General features: G+C 66.5%; 13 protein-coding genes. 6 read left to right on the forward strand and 7 right to left on the reverse strand.

Annotated features, from left to right (window positions below; all coding sequences use genetic code 11):
• Positions 1-6: 6 nt before the first annotated feature.
• From ureC to IB236_RS00975, 4 genes are all read right to left on the reverse strand, one after another.
• Entirely contained in the window at positions 7-1,725 is a 1,719-nt protein-coding gene (gene ureC / locus IB236_RS00960; protein ID WP_099729397.1) for an urease subunit alpha, read from the reverse strand.
• A gap of 93 nt (positions 1,726-1,818) precedes the next feature.
• Positions 1,819-2,124: an urease subunit beta gene (locus tag IB236_RS00965; RefSeq protein WP_056060586.1), complete on the reverse strand. Its 306-nt coding sequence runs from the start codon at positions 2,122-2,124 to the stop codon at positions 1,819-1,821.
• 61 nt (positions 2,125-2,185) lie between these two features.
• Positions 2,186-2,800, reverse strand: a complete 615-nt coding sequence (locus IB236_RS00970; RefSeq protein ID WP_192418334.1) for a HupE/UreJ family protein — start codon at positions 2,798-2,800, stop codon at positions 2,186-2,188.
• Between the two features lie 40 nt (positions 2,801-2,840).
• Positions 2,841-3,143 carry an urease subunit gamma gene (locus IB236_RS00975; protein ID WP_015012806.1) on the reverse strand — a complete coding sequence of 101 codons (303 nt, stop codon included), beginning with the start codon at positions 3,141-3,143 and terminating at the stop codon, positions 2,841-2,843.
• A gap of 269 nt (positions 3,144-3,412) precedes the next feature.
• Between IB236_RS00975 and IB236_RS00980 the strand changes: the two genes are divergently transcribed.
• The 4 genes from IB236_RS00980 (at position 3,413) to mgtA (ending at position 11,785) form a co-directional block, all read left to right on the forward strand.
• Complete coding sequence (locus IB236_RS00980; RefSeq protein ID WP_192418336.1) at positions 3,413-7,051, forward strand: ATP-binding protein; 3,639 nt, start codon at positions 3,413-3,415, stop codon at positions 7,049-7,051.
• Entirely contained in the window at positions 7,051-8,121 is a 1,071-nt protein-coding gene (locus IB236_RS00985) for a response regulator (RefSeq protein ID WP_192418338.1), read from the forward strand. Before IB236_RS00980 ends, IB236_RS00985 begins: the two co-directional genes overlap by 1 nt.
• Positions 8,122-8,519: 398 nt before the next feature.
• Positions 8,520-8,765, forward strand: a complete 246-nt coding sequence (locus IB236_RS00990) for a hypothetical protein (protein WP_056060597.1) — start codon at positions 8,520-8,522, stop codon at positions 8,763-8,765.
• Positions 8,766-9,049: 284 nt separating this feature from the next.
• Positions 9,050-11,785 (forward strand): magnesium-translocating P-type ATPase, encoded by a 2,736-nt coding sequence (gene mgtA / locus IB236_RS00995; RefSeq protein WP_192418340.1) that lies wholly within the window; start codon positions 9,050-9,052, stop codon positions 11,783-11,785.
• 23 nt (positions 11,786-11,808) lie between these two features.
• On the opposite strand, the gene IB236_RS01000 is transcribed toward mgtA, so the two are convergent.
• Together IB236_RS01000 and IB236_RS01005 are read right to left on the reverse strand one after the other, a co-directional pair.
• A complete protein-coding gene (locus IB236_RS01000; protein WP_116749105.1) occupies positions 11,809-12,135 on the reverse strand; it encodes a plasmid stabilization protein in 327 nt (108 codons plus the stop codon).
• A gap of 206 nt (positions 12,136-12,341) precedes the next feature.
• Positions 12,342-13,028, reverse strand: a complete 687-nt coding sequence (locus IB236_RS01005) for a DUF3334 family protein (RefSeq protein WP_056062049.1) — start codon at positions 13,026-13,028, stop codon at positions 12,342-12,344.
• Between the two features lie 167 nt (positions 13,029-13,195).
• Here IB236_RS01005 and IB236_RS01010 point away from each other — a divergent pair, with 167 nt between their 5' ends.
• Both IB236_RS01010 and IB236_RS01015 read left to right on the forward strand, forming a co-directional pair.
• Positions 13,196-14,380 carry a DUF917 family protein gene (locus IB236_RS01010; protein WP_192418342.1) on the forward strand — a complete coding sequence of 395 codons (1,185 nt, stop codon included), beginning with the start codon at positions 13,196-13,198 and terminating at the stop codon, positions 14,378-14,380.
• A 57-nt stretch (positions 14,381-14,437) separates the two neighbouring features.
• Positions 14,438-15,493 carry a sensor domain-containing diguanylate cyclase gene (locus IB236_RS01015; RefSeq protein WP_225580894.1) on the forward strand — a complete coding sequence of 352 codons (1,056 nt, stop codon included), beginning with the start codon at positions 14,438-14,440 and terminating at the stop codon, positions 15,491-15,493.
• Here IB236_RS01015 and IB236_RS01020 read toward each other — a convergent pair.
• Positions 15,484-15,945, reverse strand: coding sequence for a (2Fe-2S)-binding protein (locus IB236_RS01020; RefSeq protein WP_192418344.1), 462 nt, complete (start codon positions 15,943-15,945; stop codon positions 15,484-15,486). The genes IB236_RS01015 and IB236_RS01020 overlap by 10 nt on opposite strands.
• Positions 15,946-15,958: the final 13 nt, after the last annotated feature.

Here is a 15,958-nt window from a genome sequence, read left to right on the forward strand (position 1 = left end):
GCAACCTCAGAACAGGAAGTAGCGCTGTGCCATGGGCAGCACGGTGGCCGCTTCACAGGTGAGCAGCTGGCCGTCGGCGCGCACGGTGTAGGTCTGCGCGTCCACCTCCATCTTGGGCGTGTAGCTGTTGTGCACCATGTCGCGCTTGCGGATGCCGCGGATGTTGCGCACGGCGGAAAGCGTCTTGCGCAGGCCAAAGCGCTCGCCAATGCCAGCAGCCAACCCTGCCTGCGAGACAAAGGTGAGCGACGTTTTGGCGATGGCCCCGCCAAACGCGCCAAACATGGGCCGATAGTGCACGGGCTGCGGCGTGGGGATGGAGGCATTGGGGTCGCCCATCGCAGCCATGGCAATCAGTCCGCCCTTCAGGATCAGCGCGGGCTTGACGCCAAAGAACGCGGGCTTCCAGATCACGATGTCGGCCCACTTGCCGACTTCGAGCGACCCCACCTCGTGGCTGATGCCGTGCGCAATCGCGGGGTTGATGGTGTATTTGGCCACGTAGCGTTTGATGCGCGTGTTGTCGTTGCGGGCCGTGTCGCCCTGCAGGCTGCCGCGCTGCACCTTCATCTTGTGCGCCGTCTGCCAGGTGCGCAGGATGACCTCGCCCACGCGGCCCATGGCCTGGCTGTCGCTGCTCATCATGCTGATGGCGCCCAGGTCGTGCAGGATGTCTTCGGCCGCGATGGTCTCCTTGCGGATGCGGCTCTCGGCAAAGGCCAGATCCTCGGCAATGCTGGCATCGAGGTGGTGGCACACCATGAGCATGTCCACATGCTCGTCCAGCGTGTTCTGGGTGTAGGGCATGGTGGGGTTGGTGGAGCTGGGCAGAAAGTTGTCTTCGCCCACCACGCGCAGGATGTCCGGTGCATGGCCGCCGCCCGCGCCCTCGGTGTGGAAGGCGCAGATCCCGCGCCCGCCCACGGCGGCAATGGTGTTCTCCACAAAGCCCGATTCGTTCAGCGTGTCGCTGTGAATGGCCACCTGCGTGTCGGTGGCTTCGGCCACATCCAGGCAGTTGCTGATGGCCGAGGGCGTGGTGCCCCAGTCTTCGTGCAGCTTCAGGCCAATGGCGCCCGCGTTGATCTGCTCGTGCAGCGCATCGGGCAGGCTGGCGTTGCCCTTGCCGAGGAAGCCGAGGTTCATGGGGAATGCGTCGGCGGCCTGCAGCATGCGCTCCATATTGAAGGGCCCCGACGTGCAGGTGGTGGCCAGCGTGCCCGTGGCGGGGCCGGTGCCGCCGCCCAGCATGGTGGTCACGCCGCTGGCCAGGGCCTCTTCGATCTGCTGCGGGCAGATGAAGTGGATGTGGCTGTCGATGCCGCCTGCGGTGACGATGTTGCCCTCGCAGCTGATGACCTCGGTGCCGGGGCCAATGATGATGTCCACGCCGGGCTGGGTGTCGGGGTTGCCGGCTTTGCCGATGGCGGCGATGCGGCCTGCGCGCAGGCCGATGTCGGCCTTGAAGATGCCGGTGTGGTCTACCACCAGGGCGTTGGTCAGCACTGTGTCCACCGCGCCTTGTGCGTTGCTGCGCTGGCTCTGTGCCATACCGTCGCGAATCGTCTTGCCGCCGCCAAACTTCACCTCTTCGCCGTAGCTGCCGGCGCGCAGGGTGTGGTCGGCCTCGACTTCGAGAATGAGTTCGGTGTCGGCCAGGCGCACGCGGTCGCCCACCGTGGGGCCGAACATCTCGGCGTAGGCGCGTCGTCCAATGGTTGCCATGTGAGGGGTGCTCCGCAAGAACGGTTTACTATGTTTTTGATAGCTGCTGGGGCAATTGATACCGGCGCTACCGGCCAATTGGGCTTGAATTTGCTACAGCGGGCCCTGGGTCAGCCCCTGAAAGCCGAATACGCGGCGCTCGCCTGCGTAGTCCACCAGCTCCACGGTGCGCTCCTGGCCGGGTTCAAAGCGCACGGCGGTGCCGGATGCGATGTTGAGCCGCATGCCGCGTGCAGCCGCACGGTCAAAGCCCAGGGCGTTGTTGGTCTCGGCAAAGTGGTAGTGCGAGCCCACCTGGATGGGCCGGTCGCCGGTGTTGCGCACCACCACGGTCAGCGTACGGCGGCCGGTGTTGAGCGCGTGCTCGCCGGGTTCGGTAAAGAGTTCGCCTGGGATCATGGTCGGGTCCTTGAGGGGGGAGCTGCTGCGGTGTCGGTATGCATGACGCCAGTCAGACCTGTCAGGCCATCTGGGCCAGCAGGGCGCCACCCATCAGCGCCACGGCAGCGCCTGCAGCGCGGCTGAGCCACACGGTGCGATGGCGCAGTGCCCAGCCTGCCGCCAGCCCCGCGCCATGCAGCAGCACGGTGGCCGTCAGCATGCCCGCCAGGGTTTGCCAGGCGCTGTGGCTGCCCGCCAGCTCGACGCCGTGGGCCACGCCGTGAAAGACGGCAAACACGCCCACGCCCAGCGCGGCCATGAGGCCGGGCACGCGCAGGCGCGACACGACGAGCAGGCCCGTGGCCAGCAGCGACGCGGCAATCATCGGCTCCACCGCAGGCAGTGTCACGCCCTGCAGGCCCAGCACGGCGCCTGCCAGCAACATGGCCGCAAAGCCCATGGGGCCCCACAGCAGTTCGCGTCCAGCATGGCGCGCGGCCAGGGCGCTCCACAGGCCCACGGCCACCATGGCAGCCAGGTGATCCAGGCCGAACAGGGGGTGGGCCAAGCCGCTCAGAAAACTGTTGTGGATGTGGGATTCAGCGCCGGTATGGGCGATGGCGCTAGAACTGATTGCACTGGTTGCTATAAAAAGAAGAGCGGCTGTGTGACGGTGTGAGAGTGTGATGCGCATGGGGGGCTCCACAGAGAGAAGGGGACGTGTTGGGGAGGGGTCAGACGATCGGCTGATGGACGGTGACGAGCTTGGTGCCGTCGGGGAAGGTGGCCTCCACCTGGATGTCCGGAATCATCTCGGGGATGCCTTCCATCACGTCCGCGCGGGTCAGCACGGTGCGGCCTTCGCTCATGAGCTGCGCCACTGTCTTGCCGTCGCGCGCGCCTTCCATCACGGCGGCACTGATCAGGGCGACGGCCTCGGGGTAGTTGAGCTTCAGCCCCCGGGCCTTGCGGCGCTCGGCCAGCAGGGCGGCAGTGAAGATTAGCAGCTTGTCTTTTTCGCGAGGAGTCAGTTCCATATCGTTGCACTCAATGCTGGGGTAAATGGCTCGCGCGACCGCCGAGGCGGTCGAACGCGAGGGGTCAGTTCCATGTCGTTCTACTCAATTCAAGGCTGGATGGGCTCGTGTGGCAGGTTGTCCTGACCGGGCGGTCCTGAGGGCAGCGGATTCATCATAGGCAGCAAGCCCCGTGCCCGCCATACGCCAGAGGGCGAAGGTGCGCTGGATGTGACGGCGAATCGTGGCATGGAAACTGCACTTGCAAAGGCTGCCGCCGCCCTTTGCCCATGCCCCTTTCCACCGCCCCCCTTGCACCGCCCGACGCGGCCTCGGCAGCAGCCTTGGGGCCGGATGCCGACGCGCAGGCGCCGCAGCAGGTCGTGAAGGTCCGGCGCGACTACAACAGCTGGGTGGCCACCGAGACCATGGAGGACTACGCGCTGCGCTACACGCCCCAGCGCTTTCGCAAATGGTCCGAATGGCGCGTGGCCAACACGGCGTTTGGCGCGGCCTCGTTCCTGATCCTGGAGGCCGTGGGCGCCACGCTGCTGGTGCAGTACGGCTTCATCAATGCCTTCTGGGCCATCGTGGCCACGGGGCTCATCATCTTTCTGGCGGGGCTGCCCATCAGCGTGTATGCCGCGCGCTACGGGGTGGACATGGACCTGCTCACGCGCGGCGCGGGCTTTGGCTACATCGGCTCCACGCTCACCTCGCTGATCTACGCCAGCTTCACTTTCATCTTCTTCGCGCTCGAAGCCGCCGTCATGGCCTATGCGCTGGAGCTGGCACTCGACATCCCGCCCACCTGGGGCTACCTCATCTGCGCCATTGTGGTGATTCCGCTGGTCACCCACGGCGTGTCGGCCATCAGCCGCCTGCAGGTGTGGACGCAGCCGCTGTGGCTGGTGATGCTGGTGGTGCCGTTTGCCTATGTGCTGGTGCGCGATCCTGGTGCGTTTTCCGGGGTTGTGCACTACGGTGGTGAATCGATGCGCGGCGCCACGTTCCGGTTGCCCTTGTTTGGTGCGGCGCTCACCGTGGGCATTGCACTCATCACCCAGATGGGGGAGCAGGCCGACTACCTGCGCTTCATGCCCGCCCGCACGCCCGCCACGCGCGGGCGCTGGTGGCTGGGGGTGCTGGTGGGCGGGCCGGGCTGGGTGGTGCTGGGGGTGCTCAAGATGCTGGGCGGCGCGCTGCTTGCCTATCTGGCGCTCACCCACATGGTCCCCGCCGACCGGGCGGTGGACCCGAACCAGATGTACCTGGCCGCCTATGAATATGTGTTCCCCAACTACGGCTGGGCGGTGGCTGCCACGGCGCTGTTTGTGGTGATATCGCAGCTCAAGATCAACGTGACGAATGCCTATGCGGGCTCGCTGGCGTGGTCCAACTTCTTCTCGCGCCTCACGCACAGCCACCCGGGGCGGGTGGTGTGGGTGGTGTTCAACACGCTGATTGCCTTCATGCTGATGGAGATGAACGTGTTCCGCGCCATGGGCGAGGTGCTGGGGCTGTACTCCAACATCGCCATCGCCTGGATCATGTCCGTGGTGGCCGACCTCGTCATCAACAAGCCGCTGGGCCTGTCGCCCAAGGGCATCGAGTTCAAGCGCGCGCATCTGTACGACATCAATCCGGTGGGCGTGGGTTCGATGGCGCTGGCGTCCATCCTTTCCATCAGCGCGCACCTGGGGCTGTTCGGCCCGCTGCCGCAGGCGTTTTCGGCCGTGATTGCGATGGCGGTGGCCTTTGTCACTGCGCCGCTCATTGCCTGGGTCACCGGGGGGCGCTACTACATAGCGCGCCAGTCCGAGCCCGCTGCGCTGGCCGACGTGGTGGCGGTGCCCCTGCATGGCCCGCTGCGCCGCAATGCCGAAGGGGGGCTGGGCACAGAGGTGGGCAGTTACCGGCGCACCACCGTGCAGCGCTGCGTGATCTGCGAGCGCGAGTACGAAGCGCCCGACATGGCGCAGTGCCCCGCGTACCGGGGCGCCATCTGCTCGCTGTGCTGCACGCTGGACGCGCGTTGCGGCGACCTGTGCAAGCCCCACGCGAGCATGGCGGTGCAGTGGTCTGCCGCCCTGCGCTGGGTGCTGCCGCGCGCCATGTGGCGCTACCTGGACACGGGCCTGGGGCACTTTTTGCTGCTGATGCTGGTGATTGCGCCGCTGCTGGCCTCGGTGATGGGCCTGCTGTACCACCAGGAGCTCAACACCATCGCCCAGGCGGCAACGGACACCGAGGTGATGGCGGCACCCGAAGTGGCGCTGCGCTCGGGCCTGCTCAAGGCTTACTTGGCGCTTCTCGTCATCTCCGGCATCGTGGCCTGGTGGCTGGTGCTGGCGCACAAGAGCCGCCAGGTGGCGCAGGAGGAATCCAATCGCCAGACCGGCCTGCTGGTGCGCGAGATCGAGTTGCACCGCCAGACCGACGAGGCGCTGCAGACCGCGCGCAGCGTGGCCGAGCAGGCGCGTCAGGTGGCCGAAACGGCCCAGCGCGCGGCCGACCAGGCCAACCAGGCCAAGAGCCGCTACATCAGCGCCATCAGCCACGAGATCCGCACGCCGCTCAACAGCATCCTGGGCTATGCCCAGCTCATGGGCGAAGACGCGGGCGTGCCCCCGCACCGCAAGCAGGCGGTGCATGTGATCCGGCGCGGCGGCGAGCATTTGTTGTCGCTCATCGAAGGCACGCTCGACATCGCGCGCATCGAGTCGGGCAAGCTCACGCTCGACGTGGCGCCCATGCGCTTTGCGGACGGGCTGCACGAGATGGCCAGCCTGTTCGAACTGCAAGCTGCCGCCAAGGGCCTGGCGTTCACTTTCGATGTGCAAGGCGTGATTCCGGAAGTGGTGCGTGCCGATGACAAGCGGCTGCGCCAGATCCTCATCAACCTGCTGGGCAACGCCGTCAAGTTCACGGCGCACGGCACTGTCACGCTGCGCGTGCGCCATGCGCGCGAGATGGCACGCATCGAGGTGCAGGACACGGGGCCGGGCCTCACGGCCGAGGAGATCGAGCGCATCTTCGAGCCCTTTGCACGCGGCGGCTCGGGCGGCGGCAGCACCACGGCCGCGCCGGGCGCAGGCCTGGGCCTGACCATTGCCAAGATGCTCACCGCGCTCATGGGCGGCGAGCTGACGGTGAGCAGCACGCCGGGCGTAGGCTCGGTGTTCCACGTCAAGCTGTTTCTGCCCGAGGTGCATGGGGATGTGCTGGGCAAGGCGGTGGCGCCCGTGGCGGTGCAAGCCCAGCGTGCTCGCAGGGGGTATGCAGGCGAGCGCCGCCGCATCCTGGTGGTGGACAACGAGGAGCCCGACCGCGAACTGCTGCTGCAACTGCTGGAACCCCTGGGCTTTGAGCTGCGCCAGGCGGCCAGCGGCCACGATGCGCTGGACCTGCTGGCCACCGGCTACCGGCCGCACGCCATCTTCATGGACCTGGCCATGCCGGGCATCGACGGCTGGGAGACTTTGCGACGTGTGCGGCAGATGCGGTTGCCGGACGTGCAATGTGCCATCGTCTCCGCCAATGCCTTCGACAAGGCGCTCGACAACGACGTGGACATCCGGCCCGAAGACTTCATCGTCAAACCTGTGCGCCACAGCGAGCTGCTGGACTGGCTGGAGCGCCGCCTGGGCCTGCAATGGCAATACGACGAGGCTGCCGAGGCCCCCACCGGGCCAGCGCCCACAGCGGCCTCTGCGGCGCCCGCACCCCTCACGTACCCCGATGCCACTGCGCTGGCGGCTTTGGCGCAGGCAGTGTCTTTGGGCTACTACCGGGGCATTCTCAACACCCTGGACGACATTGAACGCAGCCAGCCCGCGCACAGCGCTTTTGTGGACACCATGCGGCAGCTGGCCAAGCAGTTCCAGTTCGATGCCATGGGCCAGATCCTGGAACAGGCACCCTCGTGATGACCATCGCCAACCCACCTCCCTTCCAGGCCCCGGGCGCGCCGGGTGCCGCGCTGGACCGCACCGACAGCGATGTGGTGCTGATCGTGGACGACGTGCCGGACAACCTGGCCGTCTTGCACGACGCGCTGGATGAGTCGGGCTACACCGTGCTGGTGGCCACGCATGGCGAGGCCGCCCTGCAGCGCGCCGCGCAAGCCCTGCCCGACATCGTGTTGCTGGACGCGATGATGCCCGGCATGGACGGCTTTGAAGTGGCCCGGCGCTTGAAGGCATCGCCCGCCACGGCACACATTCCCATCATCTTCATGACCGGCCTGACCGAGACCGAACACCTGGTGGCCGCGCTGGAGGCGGGCGGCGTGGACTACGTCACCAAGCCCATCAAGCCGCGCGAGGTGATGGCGCGCATGGGGGTGCACCTGGGCTCTGCCCGCAAGGCCCGGCAGGACGCTCGCCAGGCCCGCGAGGCGCGCAACGCGCTCGATGCGTTTGGCTACGCCAGCATCACCGTGCGTGCGGTGGACGGACGGATCGTGTGGCAGACCCCGCTGGCGCGCGAGCTGCTGCAAAGTTACTTTGGTGAAGTGGGCCCGGACGGCGCGCCCACCGCCTTCGGCCAATGGGCGCCCGAGCCGGTGCAGGCCTGGCTGCGTCGCCATGTGCTGGCCGACAACGCGGCCGAGCTGCTGGCCGCTTCGCTGGCCGAGCCCCCGCGCCTTGCGGTGGAGCAGGGTGCCCGCAGGCTGACCTTCCGCCTGCACCAGCAGGCTGGCGACAGCGCCGGCGGCGGCGACTGGCTCATCGTGATGCGCGATGTGTCGGATGCCAAGATCATCGAATCCATGAGCCTGTCCTTCAAGCTCACCGCGCGCGAGGCCGAGGTGCTGTACTGGGTGGTCAAGGGCAAGATCAACCGCGACATCGGCGACATCCTGGGCGCCAGCCCCGCCACCGTCAAGAAGCACCTGGAGCGTGTGTTTGCCAAGCTGGGGGTGGAAACACGCACCGCAGCAGCGGCCATGGCCATGAACCGCATCCGGCAGTTGCATCCCCAGTTTGAAGGGTGACCGTCGGGACCAAAAAAACGCATTGACCTCGTCATGTTGCAGCGCAATAATCGCGCACCTTCATTTCCGGAGCCCCAGCGTGGAAAGTGCCAGTTGTTGCAGTGAACCCCAGCAAGCCGTGACGGCTGCTGCCTGCCAGGCCTCCTGACGCCCGCTCCCGGGCCGTGGATTGCCTTGTGCAAGCTCCGGCCCCGTCTCTCCCAGCCCCTGTTGTACCCCGTGCGCCCCCTTCGGCCATGGCGGTGTGGGTTGCTTTACCGTCTTGCCGCTTTGCTGCATCTGTGCCGTCTGCACGGGCCGCGCCCCTTTGGCTGGGGCATGGCCCGCCTGCTGTGACGGTGCCCCCTGGCACCCATCTGCGTCTGCGTGCTCCGCCCTGCCTGCCAAGGACAACGGCCATGCGTTTTTTTGTTGTGGATCTGCCCCGCCTTTTCCAGCGCGCGGTGGCGCCTGGCGCTGAACGTGCCGAGCATGCTGCATCGCTGCCTTCAGGCGCGCAGGGCCCTGCCCATGGGGCCGCTGACAGCCTGCAAGCCGTGGCCGAACTTGACGGCACCACGTTGTGGCCCACGCACCGCATTCGCTGCTACCTGCATGGCCAGCCGCCTGCGCGGGCATTGCGCCGCCGGGCGCGGCCGCTTTAAGCCGACTCACGCCGGTATTGCAACCACTACCCAGGAGGCCCCATGGACCCAGACCCGCGCAGGCGCTCCGAAGCGCCGCCCCACACCACATCCCCATTGAACTTTGCATACCAGGCCCAGGGCCCGGGGCGATGGCTCGCGTGACGGCGTGAGCCTCACGCCTCTGGCTGTTGCAGGCCAGAAGGAGTGACTCACCATGTTCCGTTTCATCCACATTTCTGCGCACACGGCACCACTGCCCGTGACGCGCAACGCCATCAGCGCTTGCTGCTAGGGAGACCGCCATGAGCTTCCTGCACCACCTGTTCGACCGCTTTCTGCACACCCGCCATGTGACGCGCCACTTTGCGCGGCGGCTGATCCTGGACACGCTGACCCTGGGCCGTGCGCCCACCCCCGCCACCTCGCCCGACCTGCTCAGCCGCGAGCTGCAGCGCGCCGCCAGCGATGACCTGCCCCCACTGATCGAGCGCCTGCAGTCCGACCCTGCGGGTCTGAGTGACGCCCAGGCCGCCGCCGCCCTGGCCCAGCACGGCCCCAACGAGGTGGAGCACGAAAAGCCGCTGCCCGCCTGGCTGCACCTGTGGCACTGCTACAAGAACCCGTTCAACGTGCTGCTCACGGTGCTGGCACTGATCTCGTACCTCACTGAGGACCACGAGGCCACCGTCGTGATTCTGGCCATGGTGGTGCTCTCCACGCTGCTGCGGTTTGTGCAGGAGGGCCGCTCCAACCGCGCGGCCGAGCGCCTCAAGTCGCTGGTCAGCAACACCGCCACGGTGCTGCGCCGCAGCGGCGCGGAGGGCGCCGCAAGTGCAGCTACGCCGCGCGAGCTGCCCATCCACCAGCTGGTGCCGGGCGACCACATCGTGCTGTCGGCGGGCGACATGATTCCGTCGGACTGCCGCGTGCTCACGGCCAAGGACCTGTTCGTGAGCCAGTCGGCCATGACGGGCGAATCGCTGCCGGTCGAAAAATTTGCCGAGCGCAGCCAGCCCGGCACCAGTGCGCTGGACGCCACCAACCTGCTGTTCATGGGCACCAACGTGGTCTCGGGCTCGGCCACGGCACTGGTGGTGGCCACGGGCAACCACACCTACTTCGGCACGCTGGCCACCCGCGTCACGGCCACCGACCGCACGCCCACCGCGTTCCAGGCAGGCGTCAACAGCGTGAGCTGGCTGCTGATCCGCTTTGCGCTGGTCATGGTGCCCATCGTGCTGGTGGTCAACGGCTTTACCAAGGGCGACTGGCTGGAGGCGTTTCTGTTCGCGCTGTCGGTGGCCGTGGGCCTCACGCCCGAGATGCTGCCCATGATCGTGACCAGCACGCTGGCCAAAGGGGCCGTGCTGCTGTCGCGCAAGAAGGTGGTGGTCAAGCGGCTGGACGCGATCCAGAACTTTGGCGCCATGGACGTGCTGTGCACCGACAAGACCGGCACGCTCACGCAGGACAAGATCTTTCTGGAGCGCCACACCGACGTGTTCGGCCACAACAGTGACGAGGTGCTGGCCTTTGCCTACCTCAACAGCCACTACCAGAGCGGCCTGAAGAACCTGCTGGACCACGCCGTGCTGGAGCATGTGGAGCTGCAGACCGACCTGCGCCTGGCGCAGGACTACCGCAAGGTCGATGAGGTGCCTTTCGACTTCGTGCGCCGGCGCATGTCGGTCATCGTCAGCGAGCGCAACGACCACCACGAGCTGATCTGCAAGGGTGCGGTGGAGGAGATGCTGGACGTGTGCACCCAGGTGCGCGTGGTGGAAGACACCGGCGCGCAAGACCTGCCGCTGGACGCCACCCTGCGCGCACGGGTGCTGGAGGTGACGCGCGGCCTGAACAACGAAGGCCTGCGCGTGGTCGCCGTGGCCATGAAGGAGACGCCGCCCCACCAGACGGTGTACAGCGTGGCCGATGAATCGGGCCTCACGCTGATCGGCTACGTGGCGTTTCTGGACCCACCGAAGGAATCCACCGCCCCTGCGCTCAAGGCGCTGGCCGCGCACGGTGTGGCCGTGAAGGTGCTGACCGGCGACAACGAGCTGGTGACGCTCAAGGTCTGCCGCGAGGTGGGCCTGGCGGTGCGGGGCGTGTTGCTGGGCAAGGACGTGGACGCCATGGACGACGCCACCCTGGCGCGCGCGGCCGACACCCACAACGTGTTTGCCAAGCTCTCGCCACTGCACAAGGAGCGGCTGGTGCGCGCGCTGCGCGCGGGCGGCCATGTGGTGGGGTTCATGGGCGACGGCATCAACGACGCCCCCGCGCTGCGTGCGGCCGACATCGGCATCAGCGTGGACAGCGCGGTGGACATTGCCAAGGAGGCGGCCGACATCATCCTGCTGGAGAAAAGCCTGATGGTGCTGGAAGAGGGCGTGATGGAGGGCCGCAAGACCTTCAGCAACATGCTCAAGTACATCCGCATGACGGCCAGCTCCAACTTCGGCAACGTGTTCTCGGTGCTGGTGGCCAGTGCGTTCCTGCCATTTTTGCCGATGCTGCCGCTGCACCTCTTGGTGCAGAACCTGCTGTACGACCTGTCGCAGATCGCCATCCCGTTCGACAACGTGGACGAGGAGCTCATCCGCAACCCGCTGAAGTGGAACCCGGGCGACATCGGCCGCTTCATGGTGTTCTTCGGGCCCATCAGCTCGGTGTTCGACATCACCACCTTCGCCGTCATGTGGCACGTGTTTGGTGCCAACAACGAGGGCGCACAGACCCTGTTCCAGTCGGGCTGGTTTGTGGTGGGGCTGCTCACGCAGACGCTGATCGTGCACATGATCCGCACCCCCAAGCTGCCGTTTGTGCAGAGCGTGGCCTCGGTGCCGCTGCTCACGGCCACGGTGCTCATCATGGCCGTGGGCACCTTCATCCCCATGGGGCCGCTGGCCGGTCACTTCAAGCTGCAGGCGCTGCCGCTGGCTTACTTTCCGTGGCTGGTGGGGATCCTGGCGGGCTATGTGCTGCTGACAACGGTGATGAAGCGCTGGTACGTGCGGCGCTACGGCTGGCAGTAGGGGGCGCGAGAGTCGCGCTTGGGTTAGCGCGCCAGGGCCTGCTCCAGCTGCTGCTTGTTCATCCGGGACCGGCCCCGGATGTTCGCGCGCTTGGCGTCTTCGTACAGCTGCTCGCGGGTGCGGCCCTGCGGGCCGCGGTGCGAGTTTTTGCCGCCGCGTACGGGTGCGGGCGTGGCTTTCAGGGTCTTGGGGTTGGCCGTGCGGGCTTCGCCGTGTTGCGCGCGCTCCTTGTTCACGGTGCGCGCGGCAATCTCTTCGGCGGTGCTTTCGCTCTCTCCGCGCTCCAGCAGGCTGTCCTTGATGTGTTCGTACTGGCGCTCGCGTTTGGCGCTCCAGGCGGCACGTGGCATGGGGACTCCTTTCCGATCAACAGGTGGGCTTTTCAGCTTAGACCCGTGACCTGGCGGAGCGGTCAGTGCATCGTGACGGCGGGTGTAGGACAGGCCCGCTGGGCCGCCCGGAGGGGCGCCGCAGCCACTCTGGGCGCTTCTTTGAGCGAAATTGGCTGCAAGCGCTAGTGTTTCATGCGCTGGCAGCTATCTTTTTTGTAGTGTTGCTACATGCCCAGGGACTTGAGCAGCGCATCCGTGTCGTCCTGGCCGGCGGGCGGTGGGGCGGGCACGGGCGGGGCTTCTTGCGACTGGGCCATCAATGCGTCCGGGTCGGGAGCTTCCTGCGCTTCAAAGTCGTAGAGCTTGATGAACTCGGTGCGGTCGATGGCGAGTTCGAGGTAGAAGATGTTGTTGTTGCTGGTGTAGAAGGTCACGCGCCGGGCTTCGGGCTTGTCGAGGTTGGCGTCCACCGACAGCTGCACCTGCTTGTTCAGCACCAGCATCTTGGGCTGGTTCTGCGTGATGTGGGTCTGCAGCTCGCGCCGCACCTTGCCGGTGAAGTCGCCCACCACCTGGTTCATCAGCTCGCCCATCACGTTGCTGACCTCGTCGGAGGTGTACGAACTGACCAGGTCATCCTTGGACATGCCCATGTTCAGCAGGTAGTTGGCGTACAGCTCCATCGCCGCCTGGCCCGAGAAGTTGATGATCACCAGCCCCGAGAAGCCGCCGTCAAACAGTACAAAGCAGCCAATGTCGGGTTTCAGGCAGGTCTTGCTGATGCGCTGCACCATGCCGGAATAGTGGATCTGGCTGTGTGTAGCCACGCCCAGCACGCGGGTGACGGAGTTGCACAGGCTGATCAAAAGGTCTTCGGTGCCGTAAACGGGGGATTTTTCGGGGGTGCTCATGGTGGGGGTAGCGGAAAACAACTTGGTGCACAGCATAGGCGATGATGCCGCCGTAAACCAGAGTGCAGGCCCTGCCGTGGTGCCGATCCCCCCGTGGTATCCCGGTCATTGACTTTCGACGGGGCTCGGATATCGTGCTTTTCATCCAAATAAGAGAGGGGGGCCCGATGGGCAATGTCTATTTCTATGGCCTGACCGATTTCCAGGCGATCGCCACCGGGGCGGCCGTGCTGGCCAGCGGCGGTGGTGGCAGTTACCAAGACGCATGCGCCATCGTGCAGCAGCTGGCAGACCAGGGCTACACGGGCACGGTGCAGGTGCAGGACTACGACGGCGCCACCAATGCCTGTGTGCTGGCCATCATGGGTTCGCCCGACGCGGCCGACAACCTCACCCTCACGGCGGTGCAGAACTCCATCAGCAACACCGTGGCCGTGATGCAGGCGTACACCGGCATGCAGCCAGGCGCCTTCATCCCGGTGGAGATCGGGCCCATCAATTCGCTGGTGCCGTTGATTGGCGCGGCCATGTCGGGCGGCAGCATCTGGGTGGTGAACGGCGATGGCGCAGGCCGTGCCGTGCCTGAGCTGCCCCAGACCACCTTCACCGCCCCTTCTGGGCCAGCGCCCAGTCCGGCCGTGCTGGCCAGCGATGCGTCCACGCTCGTGGCGGCGGAGTACGCGGTGCTGGGCTCCGGCACAGCGTCGGGCATCGAGTCGCTGGCGGGCGGGGTGGTGGGCGGCTTCGGCGGGTACTCGGGCATTGCGATGTGGCCCTCCAACGCGGGCAACCAGTTCGCGTTGTCGGGCAGCTACATTCCGGGCACGCTGGAGCAGGCACGCCAGCTGGGCCTGCAGCTCTTGCAGGCGGTCACGCCGCTGAGCACCCAGGCCGTGGCGGCGGGCATCCAGAACCTCACCGGCCGTGCCGCGCGCGCCGTGGTCACCAACTTTTTCATCACCTCGGTCAGCCAGTCCACGTCCAGCGCGTCGCTGGACTCGGGCATCATCCGGCTGGACAATGCAGCCGACCCGGCCCAGAGCACCGAGACACATTACCTCTACAACCTCAACGAGAACCTGATCATGTATTCGGCGGCCAGCACCACCCCCGACATCATTGCGCCCGACTCGATCTGCTACTACTCAGAGAGCACGGGTCGTGGGTTCTCCAACGCCAGCGACGACCTGGCCCAGTATTTCGACCCTAAAACGGGCCGCAGCACCGGCAACCAGGTGAGCGTGATTGCGGTGCAGACTGCGCCCCAGCTCTACCACACCCCTGGCGTCGTGGCATCGTTTGCCGCGCTGCTGCGCAATATCGGTTACGCGGGTGGCATGCCGCCCGGCTGAACCCTGAAGCCCGCACCGACGCACGAGAGAAACGGAACGCTGTGAAAAAAGGTGGTCATGGCCATGGGTGAGGCGGACCTGAACAAGGAGCGGCTGGAGCTGGCCCTGGAGGCCGCCGGGCTCGACCTGTGGGAGAACGACCTCATCACCGGCAACGTCACGCGCAAGGCGACCAAGACGTTTGAAGAGCTGGGGTTCTCCGAGGATGAAATCGTCTCGGGCGTGCAGGACATCTACGGCCTGTTCCACCCCGACGACATCGACACCGTGCGCAAGGCCGTGGCCGACCACCTGACGGGCGTCACGCCGCAGTACCGGTGTGAGTTCCGGCTGCGCTCCAAGAGTGGCGAGTGGATCTGGTTTGCCAACTATGGCCGCATCATGGACGGCCACAGCGAGACGCCCGGCAAGCGCTTGATCGGCGTCACGTTCAACATCCACGACCGCAAGTGCCGCGAGACCGAGATCGCCCAGATCAACCAGCAGCTCACCGAGCAGAACCGCCTGCTGCAGCAGCTCAACGCCACGCTGGAGCGGCTGGCCGCCAACGACTCGCTCACGGGCCTGTCCAACCGCCGCACGCTGATGGAGCTGGGCGCCAAGGAATACAAGCGCACGGAGCGTTTTGGGCACCCGATGTCCGTGCTGGTGGCAGACATCGATTTGTTCAAGACCGTCAACGACCTGTACGGCCACCTGGCGGGCGACCGCGTGATCTGTGCCGTGGCCCAGGTGTGTGCTGGGCACAAGCGCAGCGGTGTGGATATCGTCGCGCGGTTTGGGGGCGAGGAGTTTGTCATCGTGCTGCCCGAGACCGACAGCGCGAGCGCGTTGCAAGTGGCAGAGTCGCTGCGCCGCGAGGTCGAGTCCTTGCTGGTGTGCGTGGGCGACGAAGGGCAGGAGGTGGCCGTCACCGTGAGCATTGGCGTAGCCACCCTGTACAAGGGCTCGGGGATGAATTTTGAAGAGCTGGTGAACCGTGCCGACCAGGCCCTCTACCAAGCCAAGGGCACAGGGCGCAATGCCGTGTACTGCGCCGACATGCCGCCCGAAAAAGGGGGCGTGGTCGAGCAGGTTTCGCTCGACCTGGGAGGGGGGATCTCTCAGCCCTGAGGCCCGCGCGCAGCTTGGTGGATCGCCGCCCGGATGCGCGGGTAGGTGCCGCAGCGGCAGGCATTGCCCGACATGGCGGCGTCGATGTCGGCATCGGTAGGCTGCGGCGTTTTCTTCAGCAGGGCACAGGCCGACATCAGCTGCCCGCTCTGGCAGTAGCCGCACTGCGCCACATCCACCGCGGTCCATGCGGTGCGCAGTGCAGAGGCTTCGGGGCCTTGCAGGCCCTCGATGGTGGTGACCTGGGCGCTGCCCGCGGCCGACAGGGGCGTGATGCAGGCGCGCACCGGCTCGCCGTTCAGGTGCACCGTGCAGGCGCCACACAGCGCCATGCCGCAGCCAAACTTGGTGCCGTTCATCTGCAGTTCGCCGCGCAGCACCCACAGCAGGGGCGTGTCGGGTTCGGCGTTGACAGCGACGGGTCGGCCGTTGAGGTTCAGGGTCGTGGTCATGGGGGCTCCGGTG

It is taken from the genome of Acidovorax sp. ACV02 (genome assembly GCF_014851475.1).
GTDB lineage: Bacteria > Pseudomonadota > Gammaproteobacteria > Burkholderiales > Burkholderiaceae_C > Acidovorax > Acidovorax delafieldii.

Excerpts from the sequence above, each read along its gene's own strand:
- ureC (WP_099729397.1), bottom strand. The coding sequence starts at position 1,725 with ATGGCAACCATTGGACGACGCGCCTACGCCGAGATGTTCGGCCCCACG.
- IB236_RS00965 (WP_056060586.1), bottom strand. The coding sequence starts at position 2,124 with ATGATCCCAGGCGAACTCTTTACCGAACCCGGCGAGCACGCGCTCAAC.
- IB236_RS00970 (WP_192418334.1), bottom strand. The coding sequence starts at position 2,800 with ATGCGCATCACACTCTCACACCGTCACACAGCCGCTCTTCTTTTTATA.
- IB236_RS00975 (WP_015012806.1), bottom strand. The coding sequence starts at position 3,143 with ATGGAACTGACTCCTCGCGAAAAAGACAAGCTGCTAATCTTCACTGCC.
- IB236_RS00980 (WP_192418336.1), top strand. The coding sequence starts at position 3,413 with ATGCCCCTTTCCACCGCCCCCCTTGCACCGCCCGACGCGGCCTCGGCA.
- IB236_RS00985 (WP_192418338.1), top strand. The coding sequence starts at position 7,051 with ATGACCATCGCCAACCCACCTCCCTTCCAGGCCCCGGGCGCGCCGGGT.
- IB236_RS00990 (WP_056060597.1), top strand. The coding sequence starts at position 8,520 with ATGCGTTTTTTTGTTGTGGATCTGCCCCGCCTTTTCCAGCGCGCGGTG.
- mgtA (WP_192418340.1), top strand. The coding sequence starts at position 9,050 with ATGAGCTTCCTGCACCACCTGTTCGACCGCTTTCTGCACACCCGCCAT.
- IB236_RS01000 (WP_116749105.1), bottom strand. The coding sequence starts at position 12,135 with ATGCCACGTGCCGCCTGGAGCGCCAAACGCGAGCGCCAGTACGAACAC.
- IB236_RS01005 (WP_056062049.1), bottom strand. The coding sequence starts at position 13,028 with ATGAGCACCCCCGAAAAATCCCCCGTTTACGGCACCGAAGACCTTTTG.
- IB236_RS01010 (WP_192418342.1), top strand. The coding sequence starts at position 13,196 with ATGGGCAATGTCTATTTCTATGGCCTGACCGATTTCCAGGCGATCGCC.
- IB236_RS01015 (WP_225580894.1), top strand. The coding sequence starts at position 14,438 with ATGGCCATGGGTGAGGCGGACCTGAACAAGGAGCGGCTGGAGCTGGCC.
- IB236_RS01020 (WP_192418344.1), bottom strand. The coding sequence starts at position 15,945 with ATGACCACGACCCTGAACCTCAACGGCCGACCCGTCGCTGTCAACGCC.